The sequence below is a fragment of the Actinoplanes missouriensis 431 genome (genome assembly GCF_000284295.1).
Lineage (GTDB): Bacteria > Actinomycetota > Actinomycetes > Mycobacteriales > Micromonosporaceae > Actinoplanes > Actinoplanes missouriensis.
Genome location: NC_017093.1, coordinates 7,872,551 through 7,886,072 on the forward strand (window position 1 = coordinate 7,872,551; position 13,522 = coordinate 7,886,072).

12 protein-coding genes are annotated in these 13,522 nt (G+C 71.8%); 7 read left to right on the forward strand and 5 right to left on the reverse strand.

What is annotated here, in order from left to right; genetic code table 11:
- Nucleotides 1-95 precede the first annotated feature (95 nt).
- The 3 genes from AMIS_RS41065 (at nt 96) to rocD (ending at nt 2,977) form a co-directional block, all read left to right on the forward strand.
- Nucleotides 96-701, forward strand: a complete 606-nt coding sequence (locus AMIS_RS41065; protein ID WP_014447365.1) for a hypothetical protein — start codon at nt 96-98, stop codon at nt 699-701.
- A 258-nt stretch (nt 702-959) separates the two neighbouring features.
- Nucleotides 960-1,766: a dimethylargininase gene (gene ddaH / locus AMIS_RS35830; protein ID WP_014447366.1), complete on the forward strand. Its 807-nt coding sequence runs from the start codon at nt 960-962 to the stop codon at nt 1,764-1,766.
- Nucleotides 1,763-2,977, forward strand: coding sequence for an ornithine--oxo-acid transaminase (gene rocD / locus AMIS_RS35835; RefSeq protein WP_014447367.1), 1,215 nt, complete (start codon nt 1,763-1,765; stop codon nt 2,975-2,977). The genes ddaH and rocD overlap by 4 nt, the downstream gene beginning before the upstream one ends.
- Here rocD and AMIS_RS35840 read toward each other — a convergent pair.
- Nucleotides 2,974-4,122, reverse strand: coding sequence for an FHA domain-containing protein (locus tag AMIS_RS35840; RefSeq protein ID WP_014447368.1), 1,149 nt, complete (start codon nt 4,120-4,122; stop codon nt 2,974-2,976). The two genes, rocD and AMIS_RS35840, sit on opposite strands and share 4 nt — an antisense overlap.
- 157 nt (nt 4,123-4,279) lie before the next feature.
- On the opposite strand from AMIS_RS35840, the gene AMIS_RS35845 reads away from it, so the two are divergent.
- Entirely contained in the window at nt 4,280-5,062 is a 783-nt protein-coding gene (locus AMIS_RS35845) for a lipoprotein (protein WP_014447369.1), read from the forward strand.
- Here the strand turns inward: AMIS_RS35845 and AMIS_RS35850 are convergent.
- Together AMIS_RS35850 and AMIS_RS35855 are read right to left on the reverse strand one after the other, a co-directional pair.
- Nucleotides 5,041-6,090, reverse strand: coding sequence for a 1-acyl-sn-glycerol-3-phosphate acyltransferase (locus tag AMIS_RS35850; protein ID WP_014447370.1), 1,050 nt, complete (start codon nt 6,088-6,090; stop codon nt 5,041-5,043). The genes AMIS_RS35845 and AMIS_RS35850 overlap by 22 nt on opposite strands.
- Entirely contained in the window at nt 6,090-6,935 is an 846-nt protein-coding gene (locus tag AMIS_RS35855) for a patatin-like phospholipase family protein (protein WP_041831612.1), read from the reverse strand. The genes AMIS_RS35850 and AMIS_RS35855 overlap by 1 nt, the downstream gene beginning before the upstream one ends.
- A 47-nt stretch (nt 6,936-6,982) precedes the next feature.
- Here AMIS_RS35855 and AMIS_RS35860 point away from each other — a divergent pair, with 47 nt between their 5' ends.
- From AMIS_RS35860 to AMIS_RS35870, 3 genes are all read left to right on the forward strand, one after another.
- Nucleotides 6,983-7,366, forward strand: coding sequence for a MerR family transcriptional regulator (locus AMIS_RS35860; protein WP_014447372.1), 384 nt, complete (start codon nt 6,983-6,985; stop codon nt 7,364-7,366).
- Complete coding sequence (gene trxA, locus AMIS_RS35865; protein ID WP_014447373.1) at nt 7,345-7,695, forward strand: thioredoxin; 351 nt, start codon at nt 7,345-7,347, stop codon at nt 7,693-7,695. The genes AMIS_RS35860 and trxA overlap by 22 nt, the downstream gene beginning before the upstream one ends.
- Nucleotides 7,696-8,210: 515 nt before the next feature.
- Entirely contained in the window at nt 8,211-9,923 is a 1,713-nt protein-coding gene (locus AMIS_RS35870) for an IS1182 family transposase (RefSeq protein WP_014441294.1), read from the forward strand.
- Between the two features lie 123 nt (nt 9,924-10,046).
- Here the strand turns inward: AMIS_RS35870 and AMIS_RS35875 are convergent, their stop codons facing one another.
- Together AMIS_RS35875 and AMIS_RS35880 are read right to left on the reverse strand one after the other, a co-directional pair.
- Nucleotides 10,047-10,262, reverse strand: coding sequence for a hypothetical protein (locus tag AMIS_RS35875; protein ID WP_014447374.1), 216 nt, complete (start codon nt 10,260-10,262; stop codon nt 10,047-10,049).
- Nucleotides 10,263-10,300: 38 nt separating this feature from the next.
- A complete protein-coding gene (locus tag AMIS_RS35880) occupies nt 10,301-13,462 on the reverse strand; it encodes a cyclic nucleotide-binding protein (RefSeq protein WP_014447375.1) in 3,162 nt (1,053 codons plus the stop codon).
- Between the last annotated feature and the right edge of the window lie 60 nt (nt 13,463-13,522).

Sequence of the window (13,522 nt, forward strand, 5' to 3'; positions counted from 1 at the left end):
CGTGGAGTGACATCCACGTGCCCTTCGTGTCGTTTCCGGCAGGGTGGGGTATAGAGACGCGTCATCACTGATGAAAACTGCTCGGAGGTGCTGACGTGAGGATTCCTTCCTTCCCCCGCCAGACCTCGGCCGATAGCACGGTCGAGGACCGGCCCACCACGACCACGACGCAGCGTGACGACCGCCTGCCGCACCGCTCGCCGGTCGCGACGCGGGCCGGCACCGTCACCCCGCCGCGGGACGAGACCACCACGACCATCCCGGCCACCCGCACTCTTCCCGAGACCCGTACCGAGTCCGAGCGGGCCGCTGCGGTGACCGAGGAGCGCCCGCCGGCCGGCCGCGCCACGGTCGACCCCCAGCCGGTTGCGGACCGCAAGCCGCGCGCCAGCCTGATGGCCACCGCCGGCCTGGTCCTCGGTGTGGCCGGTGCCCTGCTGGTGCTCTCCGGCCCGCTGATGGGTTACGGCATCGGCGTCGCCGCGCTCGGCCTGCTGCTCTCGCTGGGCGGCCTGCTAGCCACCCGTAAGCGGCACGTCGCCGGCAAGACCGACGCGCTGATCGGCATGCTGCTCTCGCTCGGCGCGATCGTGATCGGCGTGCTGGCCCTGACCGGCTCGCTGAACTGGCTCGGCACCGACATGCAGCCGGTGAACGATCTCCGGCAGTGGCTTGACGCACAGTTTGAGACGCGATTCTGACGGGTATCTGACATCCAGCGCCGGTGATGCACCGGCGATCCTCCTCGGAACCGGGACGGCTCATCGTCGTCCCGCCCCGAAAGCCTCCGGCGGTTCGCCGGAGACACCGCAATGCTCTGAGGGACCGGCGGTTCGCCGGTCCCTCAAGCGTGTGTGCAACGAATCGCCGCACTCCCCCGTGATCACGCAACGATCCGCTGCTGGACGCATGGTTGATCCAGGGTTGCCGTCGGTCGATGCCGCATAGCGTCTTCTTCCATGACGTCCTCCGCCATGCCGCGCCGGTATCTCATGTGCCGGCCCACGCACTTCGCCGTCACCTACCGGATCAACCCGTGGATGGATCCGGCGGCACCGTACGACAACGCGCTGGCCGTCAGCCAGTGGGAGAACCTGCGGCAGACGTTCCTCGACCTCGGTCACACCGTCGAGCTGATCGACCCGCTGCCCGGGCTGCCCGACATGGTCTTCGCCGCGAACGGCGGCACCGTGGTCGACGGGCGGGTCCTGGGGGTTCAGTTCCGCGACGCCGAGCGGGCCGACGAGGCCCCGGCGTACGCGTCCTGGTTCCGCGACCGCGGTTTCGAGGTGCACGAGCCGAAGCACACCAACGAGGGCGAGGGCGACATCCTGCTCGCCGGCGACGTGCTGCTGGCCGGCACCGGGTTCCGCACCGCGCACGCGTCGCACGCGGAGACCCAGGAGGTGCTGCGCCGCCCGGTGATCACGCTGCAACTGGTCGACCCGGCGTACTACCACCTCGACACCGCGCTCTGCGTGCTGGACGAGACGAACATCGCGTACCTGCCGCAGGCGTTCTCGCCGGGGTCGCAGGCGGTGCTGCAGCAGCTGTTCCCGCACGCGATCATCGCGACGCCGCAGGACGCGGCGGTGCTCGGCCTCAACGCGGTCAGCGACGGCCGTACCGTGGTTCTGCCGGTGCAGGCCACGGACCTCACGGCTTCCCTGACGAAAGCCGGTTACCAGACCATCGGGGTCGACCTGTCCGAGCTGCGCAAAGCCGGCGGCGGCCCGAAGTGCTGCACGCTGGAGGTGCGCTCGTGACCACCGTCGATCTTCGTACTCCGGATGCGCTGGCCGAGGCCGAGCGCTGGACCGCACACAACTACCACCCGCTGCCGGTCGTGGTCGCCGAGGCGGAGGGCGCCTGGGTGACCGACGTCGACGGCCGCCGCTACCTCGACTTCCTGGCCGGTTACTCGGCGCTGAACTTCGGGCACCGCCACCCCGGCCTGATCGCCGCGGCGCACGCCCAGCTGGACCGGGTGACGCTGACCAGCCGCGCGTTCGTGCACGACCAGTTCGGCGCGTTCTGCCGGGGGCTGGCCGAGCTCTGCGGCAAGGAGCTGGTGCTGCCGATGAACACCGGCGCCGAGGCCGTCGAGACCGCGATCAAGGTGGCCCGCAAGTGGGGTTACCGGGTCAAGGGCGTCGCCGACGAACGTGCCGAGATCATCGTGGCGTCCGGCAACTTCCACGGCCGCACCACCACGATCGTCAGCTTCTCCACCGACCCGGAGGCACGGGCGGAGTTCGGGCCGTACACACCTGGTTTCGTGGTCGTCCCCTACGGCGACCTGGAGGCCGTCCGCACAGCGATCACCCCGAACACGGTGGCCGTGCTGATGGAGCCGATTCAGGGCGAGGCGGGTGTGCTCGTACCCCCGGCGGGGTTCTTCGCGGGTCTGCGTGAGCTCTGCACCGAGCGCAACGTGCTGATGATCGCCGACGAGATCCAGTCCGGTCTGGGCCGCACCGGTCGCACCTTCGCGATCGAGCACGAGGGCGTCGTCCCGGACATGTACGTGCTGGGCAAGGCGCTCGGCGGCGGGATCGTGCCGGTCTCCGCCGTCGCCGCCGACCGGGCCGTGCTGGGCGTGCTGCGACCCGGCGAGCACGGCTCCACCTTCGGCGGCAACCCGCTGGCCTGCGCGGTCGGCGCCGAAGTGGTCCGGCTGCTCGCCACCGGCGAGTTCCAGGAGCGCTCCGAGCGGCTCGGCGCCCGGCTGCACGCCGGGCTGAACGACCTGATCGGCAAGGGCGTGGTCGCGGTGCGCGGACGCGGGCTCTGGGCCGGCGTCGACATCGACCCACTGCTGATGACCGGCCGTCAGGCGTGCGAGCGTCTCGCCGAGCGGGGTGTCCTCGCGAAGGACACCCACGGCTCGACGATCCGTCTCGCACCGCCGCTCGTGGTCACCGAACAGGACCTCGACCACGCGCTCGCGCAGCTGGCCGAGATCCTGAAGAACTAGCGGCCGACCGGGCGGAACGCCATCGTCGGCGCCTCGCCCATCACCGACTCCGGCTGCACCACGCCACCGCTCGCCCACAGCTTCGAGCGGCCGAGGTGCACCCCGGCGTAGAGCTCGACGACGTCCTCGGGACCGAGGATCCGGCTCTCCTGGCGTTTCAGGGAGAGCCGGGCGTCGTCGTCGGACGAGCCGCCCGGGCGGATGCCCGAGCCGTTCGTGCTGACGTCCTGCACCGTCACCTCCTCGCCGCGCAGGCTGAGCCGGACGTGCCCGCGGCTGATCCACTTGCGGGCGTCGTCGCTGAGCCACTGGCCGAGCATGACGCCGTCGCCGCCCTCGGGCGCCCGGCCGACCACGACCGGCTTGTCCTCGGAGACCACGAACCGCTGGCGGATCACGCCGTCGATGCGCACCGAGAAGACCTCGGTGCCCGGCCGAGCGCCGGCGTCGCGCAACCGCTCACCGTGCCGCGGGCAGGTCGGCACGCCGGCCCGCAGCGCGGGCGGCGGCTGGGAGACCGGGCTGGTGTAGGTCCGCATATCGGAGAAGAAGCTGTCCGAGTCGCCGCTGCTGCCGTAACTCGTGCAGTTCGGCGCCGGGCAGCTCCAGACCCGGGCGAGCAGGCGCTCGCCGAGCGGGGAGCGCGGCACCGGAGGCGCCACCTCGCCGCGGCCGACCCGCGGGACAAGCGTCGGGCCACCCTGGTTCGACACCAGGGCGAGAAGGCGGCCGGGATCGGCCACCCAGGGCCGGCGGTCGCGGAACCGGTCCTCCCGGTCCCGCGTGAGCACCGGCAGGCCGAGCATCTCGGCCACCTCGAGCACCCGGTCGTCGAGCTGCGGAACGACCTCGATCTTGCCGTCGTCGGCCCAGCGGCGGACGACCATCCGCTCGTTCGACGTGAGGTCGGTGTCCGAGATGAGGCCGCGCGGCGCGACCGCGTAGACCGGCACGTTCTCCTCGGCGACGTAACGACCGAGCGCATCGACCAGCAGCCCGAGGCGGACCAGGCTGGCCGGGCGACCACCGTCGAGATCCGCGTAGCGGACGACCTCCGACAGATCGACCACGGCCCGGGCGAGCGCCGGGTCAGTGGTTAGCCGGACCTCGATGGCGTCGAGGACCTTGCTGACCTCGAATCTCACGAGTCCTCCCCATGGGTAACGCGTACCGGCCCATCATGCCCGCCACATGATCCGCCGAGAAATCCGGGCGTCCGCGAGGCCGGACTTGTCCGTTTGCGAAGTCACCCCTCCGGGAACCTGACGATAGACCGGCGTCACATTCCAGGAGGGACACACAATGCGGAAAATCGCCATTTATACGGCGACCGCCACGCTCGCCCTGACGGGTTGCGCCAACGCCGACACCTCGTCACCCGCGCCCTCCACCTCGGTGGAGGCGGCCCCCAGCGTCACCGCGACCGCCGACCCGGCCGCCACCGCCGCCCTGGGCAAGGCCACCGCCGCGCTCGGCAACACCAGCTGGACGATGACCGTCACGGCCGGCAGCGGCTTCACGATGACCGCGCTGCTCGACCCGCCCGGCGGCAAGGGCACCGCCGAGCTGACCGCGAGCGGGCCGAACACCGAGATCACCGTCAAGTCCCTGCTGATCGGGCAGGATCTCTGGGCGCAGATTCCCACCATCACCAAGGACGGCACCTGGACCCACCTCGACATGAGCCGGCTGCCCGAGGGCGCCGAGGTCGGCCTGCGGCCCGGCCGGATCGACCCGGTGGACAGCGCGAACCTGCTCGCCTCGACCACCGACGTGCGGTCCACCGGCGGCAACTCGTACTCCGGCACCGTCGACCTGACCAAGGCGGCGGGCATCGCCGGCCTGGACCGGGTGACCATCGACGGGTACGGCTCGGCGGCCCGGCGCGTCCCGTTCGTCGCCGCGCTCGACGAGCAGGGCCGGCTCGCCACGCTGACGCTGCAGCTGCCCGCCGTGAACGGCACCACGATCGCCCCGGTCGAGGTCCGGTACACCGATTACGGCCGTACCGTCGACGCCGAGCCGCCCGCGGCCGCGACGGTCGTCGAGGCCCCGGAGAACGTCTACCGCGCTCTGGGCGGCTGAAGCCGCGGGAGCGGGAAGTCCGGCGGGTGGTTGTCGTCGATCCACGCGTCGATCCGGGCCCACCAGTCGTAGAGCCAGTCGACCCGCTCCTGCTCGCCGGCCGGCACCTCCTCCGGCGGCACGCTCCAGAACCTCATCACCAGACGTTTGTCCATCGGCAGCTCGCGCCAGACGTCGGACACCGTGACCATCCGGTCCAGGCCGGTGTGCGCCACGAAGATCACTCCGGCGTCCGGCGCGGCGTCGATCGCCGCGAACAGGCCACCCGGTTTCGGCGGCAGCAGGTTGTGCAGGTGCGTGGCCCGGTCGGCCATCTCGTCCAGGCCGCTGGCCCGCAGCCGGGCGATCGCCTTCGTCTTGCGGCCGGGCGTGAAGTTCCCGCCCTCCGGGAAGATCACGAACGCGTCGTTGTCGTCGAGGCCGGTGGCGAGCGCGCCGATCTGGTCCTCCAGCGTCGCCGTCCCGGTGCGGCCGGGCGAGATGAACCGGTTGGGCAGGCGGTTGAGCAGCACGTCCACCGCCGGGTCCCACTGCAGGGCCGCCTTCAGCACGATCCGCGGCTCCCGGGCGAACCAGTTGACCAGCGCGTGGATCAGCGTGAACGAGTCACCCGGACCGGCGTGCCGGCTCACCACGATCTCCGGGCGGCCGGGGATCGCGGTGTCCGGATCGGTGCCCACCACGTCGATCGTCAGGTGCAGCGACCAGCGGGCGAACCAGAACAGGATCCGCAGGAACCAGCCCGTCATCACATAGTGCGCACGCTGGAAGAACGCGTTGCGGATCTGCCAGCCGAACCCCGAGGCCACCCAGGTCACGGCGAGGGCGACGAGCGCCACCGCGTCCCAGACCAGGTAGACGACGATCAGGAAGACCAGCCGCGGCACCCGCAGCCGGCCGGGCACGAACGGCGACGCGGCAAGCGCGATCAGCAGCCAGACCGGCAGCGTGGTGACGAGCGTCGTGGCCAGCAGCACCACGAGCGGGGCGATCACGACCCGGCGCACCCAGATCGGCGGCAGGCCCATCACTGCTCCGGCAGCGGGTTCACGTTGGCCGTCAGGTACCGGCGGGACGCGGTGTAGGCCCGGCTGATCCGGCGGCCGACCGCGGCCATGTCCCGGTACGCCCAGGGGGAATCGTCGCGGGCCTCGCCGCCACCGCTCGGAAGAACGTGCACCCGGACATCGTCGGGCAGCGCCGCAAGCTCCCGGGCGAACCGGTGCCGGCGGGCGATCTCGAACGCCACCTGCGCCACCTCCCACGGCCGTTTCGGCACGCTGAGCTGCCGCTCCACCCGGCCCACCTGAAGCACGAAGATCAGTTTCGCGCCGATCCGGACCGCCTCGCCGATCGGGATCGAGTTCACGATGCCACCGTCCACATAGTGCTCGCCGTCGATCTCGGCGGGTGGCAGCAGACCCGGCACGGCCGAGGAGGCCAGCACCGCGTCGACCAGCGGGCCACTGTCGAACCAGTGCTCGGCGGCCCGCTCGATGCTCGCCGCGCAGCACCGGAACGGGATCTTCAGGTCACCGAACGACGTGCCCTCGCCGAGCTCGCTCTCCAGCAACCGGCGCAGCGGGCGCGGCGAGTGCAGATGGGTACGGGCCGCGAACCGGCGCATCTGGCGGCCGAGCGAGTCGCCGTACACCGCCGCGGCCTCCGGCGAGGTCCAGAGCCGCAGCAGACGATCGGTCACCGCCTCGGACGGATCCGCGGCCACCAGCGCCCCGTTGACCGCGCCGATCGACGTGCCGACCACCACGTCCGGCCGGAACCCGGCCCGGAACAGCGCGCGCAGCATCCCGACCTCGACGGCGCCGAGCACCCCACCGCCACCGAGCACGAACGCCACCGGACCGTTGACCATGAGTCCCATCTTGCCTTGACGCCGGTGTGAAGGCATAACGTCGGCGCATGCTGATCGGAGAGCTCGCCGAGCGGGCCGGCACCAGCCCGCGGACCCTGCGCTACTACGAGGAGCAGGGACTCGTCCGGCCCCGGCGCGACGCGAACGGCTACCGGCAGTACGACGACGCCGAGCTCCGCGTGGTGCACGAGATCCGCACCCTGCTGGCCGACGGCTTCGGGCTCGACGACATCAAGCCGTTCGTCGCGTGCCTGCGCGCCGGCAACGAGGCCGGCCACGTCTGCCCCGACGCGGTCGCCGTGCTGCGCCGCCGCCTGGCCGAAGTGGACGGATACCTCACCCAGCTCACCGACGTCCGGCAACGCCTGCACGACCAACTCAACCAAGCGATCGAACACCGGGAGATCCGATGCCTGATGAATCCCTGCTGACCGCCACTGATCAGAACTTCGCGGAGCTCGTGCTGGCTTCGGAGATCCCGGTCGTCGTCGACTTCTGGGCGCAGTGGTGCCCGCCGTGCGGGCCACTCTCCCGCGTCCTGGCCGAACTGGCGGACGAATTCGCCGGTGAGGTCAGGTTCGTCACACTCGATGTAGACGCCAACCCTGCGAGCACCCGTGACTACCGGGTCCACTCCATGCCGACCCTGCTCTTCTTCAGCAACGGCGCCCTGACGAACACTCTGGTGGGCGCCCGTCCGAAATCGATCCTCCGCAAGGCGATCACCGCAGCCGCATCCCCCTACACCAACGCCGGCTGATCGCCTCCCCCGCACGCTTTCCGAGACCCCTCAACCTTTTCCGATACCTCTCAACCCTTTCCGATACGGCCTGATCCCTCCCCAACCGCACCGATCCGTCCCGCCCCGGCCGGGCGACTGACGCCCCTTCCGCCGGCTCACGCCGCCGCCGGCCCCGGCGTCCCCGCACGCGCACGGGGGTCCCGAGCCGTAGCCCAGACATGTGATCAACGTGGGCGCGCGGCGTCCACTACCCCCTCGGTGCGCCGCCCGCCCGTAACGAGCCGAGCCCATCGTGTGCGCTGGCCGCCCTTAACGAGCCGAGCCCATCGTGTGCGCTGGCCGCCCCCTCCGGGGGCGATGCGGTGGCAGATCGTGGAAATGCCGATGCCGACTGGCGCCCAGCGCGGACAAATCGGACGGCCGACAGCACTGAGAGCCAGCTGGGCGAGTCGAGCTGGCTCTCAGTGCTGACCCTGATGGCTTATTCGGTGGGCGTGTCCGTTACCTATGGCCGTCGATGGAGTTATGTGGTCATGTCGATGCAGCCAAGGCCGTGGCCTGAGGTTCCGGAGCAGACTGCGCGGATGGCGCGGGCGGCGTTTCGGAAGGGGAATCTGGCGACGCGGATCCGTGATGAGTTGGGTCAGGTGTATGAGGACGGCCGGTTTGTGGCTGTGTTCGGGGTGCGGGGACGGCCGGGGATTTCTCCGGCGCAGTTGATGATCGTCAGTGTGTTGCAGTTCGCGGAGGATCTCACCGATCGGCAGGCCGCTGAGGCGGTCCGGGACCGGATCACCTGGAAATACGCGCTGGGTTTGGAGTTGGACGATCCGGGGTTCGATGCCAGTGTGCTCAGTGAGTTCCGGGCGAGGCTGGTCGATGGTGAGCTGAGCAGTCTGGCGCTGGACGCGTTGTTGCAGCGGCTGGCCGCGTTGAAGCTGGTCAAGGCCGCCGGTCGGCAGCGCACCGATTCCACGCATGTGCTCGCGGCGATCCGCCGGCTCAACCGTCTGGAGCTGGCCGGGGAAACGGTGCGGGCCGCGTTGGAAGCGTTGTCCGCCGCGGCGCCGGACTGGCTGACCACGGTGATCGACGCGTCCTGGCTCGACGTTTACGGCGCCCGGATCGACAATCTGCGGCTACCGGCCAGCCAGACCCGACGCGACGAACTGCTGCTGCAGTACGGCCGCGACGGCTATCACCTGCTCGATGCCGTGCACCAGCCGGACGCCCCGCCCTGGCTGGCCGAGATCCCCGCGGTCCAGGCGTTACGCCGGATCTGGATCCAGCAGTTCTGCGGCGACACCGACAGCAGCGGCCGGCGGGAGGTGCGACGGCGGGACCCCGCCCCCAGCGGGGACGGTGTCCCGCCGGCCAGAGACCGGATCGCCTCGCCGTATGAACACGACGCCCGTTACGCCACCAAACGCGGTAAGGCCTGGACCGGATACAAAGTCCACCTCACCGAAACCTGCGACCCACCCGAACCCCACACCGCCAGCGGCAGCACCGGACGCGGGGACCACCCGAACCTGATCACCAACGTGGTCACCACCGCAGCCAGCACCGCCGACAACGCGATGACCGCCACCATCCACCAGCAACTCGCCGACAAGAACCTGACCCCCGCCGAACACCTGGTCGACTCCGGCTACCCGTCCGCGCACCTGCTCGTCACCGCCGCCCGCGACCACGGCATCACCCTGATCGCCCCCCTGCTAACCGACAACTCCACCCAAGCCCGCGCCGGCAACGGCTACGACAAAGCCGCGTTCACCATCGACTACGACACCCACCACAGCGTCTGCCCCCAAGGCCACACCAGCAGCACCTGGACACCCACCCAATCCCACGGCACCGACACCATCATCGTCGCCTGGCCCCGACACACCTGCCAACCCTGCCCCGTCAAACCACTCTGCACCACCAGCGACCGCCGCAAAATCGGCCTGCAACCCCGCGACCTGCACGAAGCCGCCACCACCCACCGCACCCAGCAGAACACCAGCGAATGGAAAACCCGCTACCACACCCGCGCCGGCATCGAAGGCACCATCCGCCAAACCACCCACGTCACCGGCATCCGCACCGCCCGCTACCGCGGCCTGCCCAAAACCACCCTCGAACACACCCTCGCCGCCACCGCCATCAACATCATCCGCCTCGACCACTACTGGACCGGCAAACCCCTCAACCGCACCCGCACCACCCACCTCCAACGCCTCAACTTCACCCTCGCCGCCTAACCACCGAATAAACCAGCAGGGTCAGTGCTGTCAGCAGAGTGCTCCGACTGCGCTGAAAGCCAGCCGGACCAGCCGGACCAGCCGGTCCACAGCGCTGCGGCGGGGCCGTTTCGGGCGTACCCGTCAATCGAGCTCGGGCATCGCGACCGGCTGGGGCCGCGGGCGGCACGTGCCGCATTGGACGGCGTCCTCGACCACCAGCGCCTCGGCGCGGTCGCGGAGCACCGAGCGGCTGATCTCCAGTAGGTATGGGCCGAAGCGGGCGTGTTCCGCGCACACCGCGCGCCCGCAGAACCGGCACGTGGCGCGTGCCCCCTCGGCGCAGAACCAGCAGAGCATCGGTGGTTCCTCCTTCGTCCGCGCCGGGGCGGGGAATGTCAGCCGGCGGAGGTGTCGGTGGTGGGCTGGGTCGTCGGGGGATCGTCCGTCGGTTCCTCGGTGGGTTCCTCGGTGGGCTCTTCGGTCGGTTCCTCGGTGGGTTCCTCGGTCGGCTCGGTCGTCGGGTCCGTGGTCGGGGCGGTGGCGGTGGACCGGCTCGGGGTAGGACGGGTCGACGGCGGCGTGGACGTGGCGGACGGGCGGGTGGTCGTCGCGGCGCGGCCCGGGGTGCGGCTCGTCCGGGTCCGGTCCGGCGCCGGGGTGGTGGAGGTGACCTCCGGGGAGGCGGTCTCCGACGGGGTCACCGAGACGCTCGGCTCCGCCGGGAACGTGCCCTCCTCGGTCGGGTCGTCGCTCGGACCGGCCGCCGGCGGTGTGACGACCACACCGTCGCCACAGGTCAGGCTCTCGCCGGATGCGGGGCTCGCGGCGCCGCCGACGGTGACCGTCCCCTTCGCGACGGTCACCGTGACCAGGTCCGCGGCGTACCAGGAACGGCCGCCGTTCACCACGTCGCCCTGGGCGCGCAGCACGGTCAGGGCGAGCGGCCGGTACGCGCCGCTGGTGCTCGTCGTGTCGGCCAGCACCCGGCCGCTGCCCAGAGCCAGCCGGCCGGAGGGCGACGACGTCCGCCCGCGGGCCACCTCGGCGCGGTCCAGCTGGGTGGACGAACCGGCGCAGAGCACCACCGTCGCGCCGCCCGGGAACGTCAGCGTCGCCTGCCCGGCGTCCGGCACCCGGATCTGCGCTCCGGCCGCGACATAACGACGGCCGCCGGCCGGAATCGTGGACCGGTCCGCGAGGGTCTGCCCGCGCTCCACGGTGAGCAGCACCCGCTCGGCCGGCATCTCCGCCCAGGCCGGACCCGGCTTGACGTTGAGTGCCACGCTGACCAGGGCGCACACCAGCAGCAGGCTGGCGAAACCCCACATCCGGCGCTCGAAGTGACCGTCCACGTCGTACTCGGTGGGCGGTGGTGGCGGGCCGGGCGGGACGGCGAGCGGCGGGTGACCGGCGCCGGGGCGGACCGCGACGGGCGCGCTCGGCCGCAGCGACGGCAGCGGGGCGCCGGGACGCACTCCGCCGATCAGGGGCGGCAGGTCCGAGGCGTCCGGCATGATCCAGAGCCGGACCGGGGTACGGGTCTGCGCCACCGCACCGGGGCTGCCGTCGCCGACCGGACCGACCAGGGTGCCGCGCCGCAGCTCGGTGCCGTCCGGCATGGCGATCACGCCGGACTCGACCACCACGGCGTGGGTGGGTCCGGGCAGGACCACCGGCGCGCCCGGTTCCAGGTCGGCCGGGTACGCCGCGGTGATCAGCGCGAGACGCTGGTCGTCCTCGAGCGCGGCGAGCGCCGGGGTGTCGGCGAAGAGCGCCTCCGCCTCCGCGCGCTCCGCCGGCGCTGGGCCGGGCATCGGGCCGACCACGGCGGTGACGGCCTCGGCCGGCACCGCGAGCAGCGTCGCGCCGGCGGCGGCGAACCAGTCCAGCTGCGCGGCGCGACCGGTGAGCGCGGCGGCCAGGCCGACCACACCGCCCGGACCGGCGTGGTGCCGGATCGTGCCGCCCGGATCGCCGGGGCGGCGGCCGTGCAGCGCGCCGTCCGCGACCACCAGGAGGCCGGCCGGGGAATCGCCGGAACGGACCAGCTGGCGGCCGGTCCGCGGGTGCCGCCAGCGGGCGTGCGCGGCCAGCTCGTGCAGCGCTTGCTCGGGCAGGCCGCCCAGCTCGGAGGCGTGCAACGCGGCCAGGCGCCGGGGCAGGTCGGCGTCCCGGTCCCGCTCGGCGGCCCGCTGCCGGGCCAGGCGCCAGGCCCCGGCGAGACGGCCGAGCACGGCGTAGAGGATCGGGGCGGCCAGGCCCAGCACCATCGCGATCAGCAGGAGGCGGCCGAGAACGCCCTCGTGCCAGAGACCGATGGTCAGGCCGCGCACCCGGTCGGTCCAGAGCCGCCCGCCGAGACCCGCCGCGACGGCCAGCCAGAGGAGGCCGAGCAGGGCGTAGAGCGCGACGAGCCGGCCCTCCCGGTCCAGCGCCCGCCAGCGGGTGCCGCGCAGCCGCAGCCGGCCGGAGGACCAGGACAGGGCGCGGGCCCGCAGGTCGGGGATCTCCAGCCAGTCCATCAGCAGGTAGTGCCCGTCGAGCGGCAGCAGCGGGCTCAGGTTGAAGAACGTGTGCAGGTAGAAGAGGAACGCCAGCTTGAACGCCACGCCACCGGTGGCGGGCACGGCGAAACCGATCACCTGGGCCAGCCCGGCCAGGCCGAGCGCGGCGGCCGGACCGGCGGCGGTGACCGCGAGCCGGGCACGGCGGCCCGCCATCCAGACGTCACTGGTGTCGACGAAGACCGAGGGGATGCCGAACTTGAGCATCAGGCCGGCGGCCGGCACCTCGCGCCCGACCCGTTTCGCGGCGAGCGCGTGACCGCACTCCTGAGCCGCGAGCGCCACCACGTTGAGTAGCACCAGGACGACCGCGCCGAGTAGGTAGGAGTCACCCACCAGAAAGAGTGACAGGCTGCCGCGCTGCCAGGTGGCCGCGAACAGCGCCACCCCGGCGACCGCGAAGGCCACCCCGATCCAGAACGCCACCCGGGTGAAGAGCAGCCGTCCCGCCCGCCGGTAGACCGCGCCGACCAGGCCGTCGACGTCGGCGGAGAGGATCCGGCGCCCGCGAGCGGCGGCCGCGAGCGACCCGCCAATCAGTTTCGGCAGCGGTTCCCGGCGCATCTCGCGCAGCGGCCGGAACGCGTCCACCGGCAGCTCTTCCAGCATCCGGTTGGCGGCCAGGTCGGCGACCACCCGGCGGACCTGGTCGGGCGCGAGCCGACCGGCGATCCGGGCGAACTCGGCGACCAGCCGGGCAACCGTGGACGAGCCGTCCATCATCAGGGCGAGCTGGTACTCCTCCGGACCCAGCCGCAGGTACGACGCGCGGCCACCCTCCTCGGGCGAGCGGAGCATGACGTAACGCCCGCCGCGCACCGTGGCCCGATGCCGGACCTCGATGCCGGCACGCAGCACCGGGCGGGCGCCGGACGGGTCAAGCCGGTCGGCGACCCTGTGCCAGAGCCCGGCGTCGGCCGGTCCGGACGGCACCCCGGGTGCTCGCCCGGCCAGGGCTTCCCAGACGTTGGTCCGGGGTTCGACGTACGTCAACTCGCGGGGCCTCTCACTCCAGACAACACCCGAAGGGCGAATGGAGATTAGGCGGTTGCC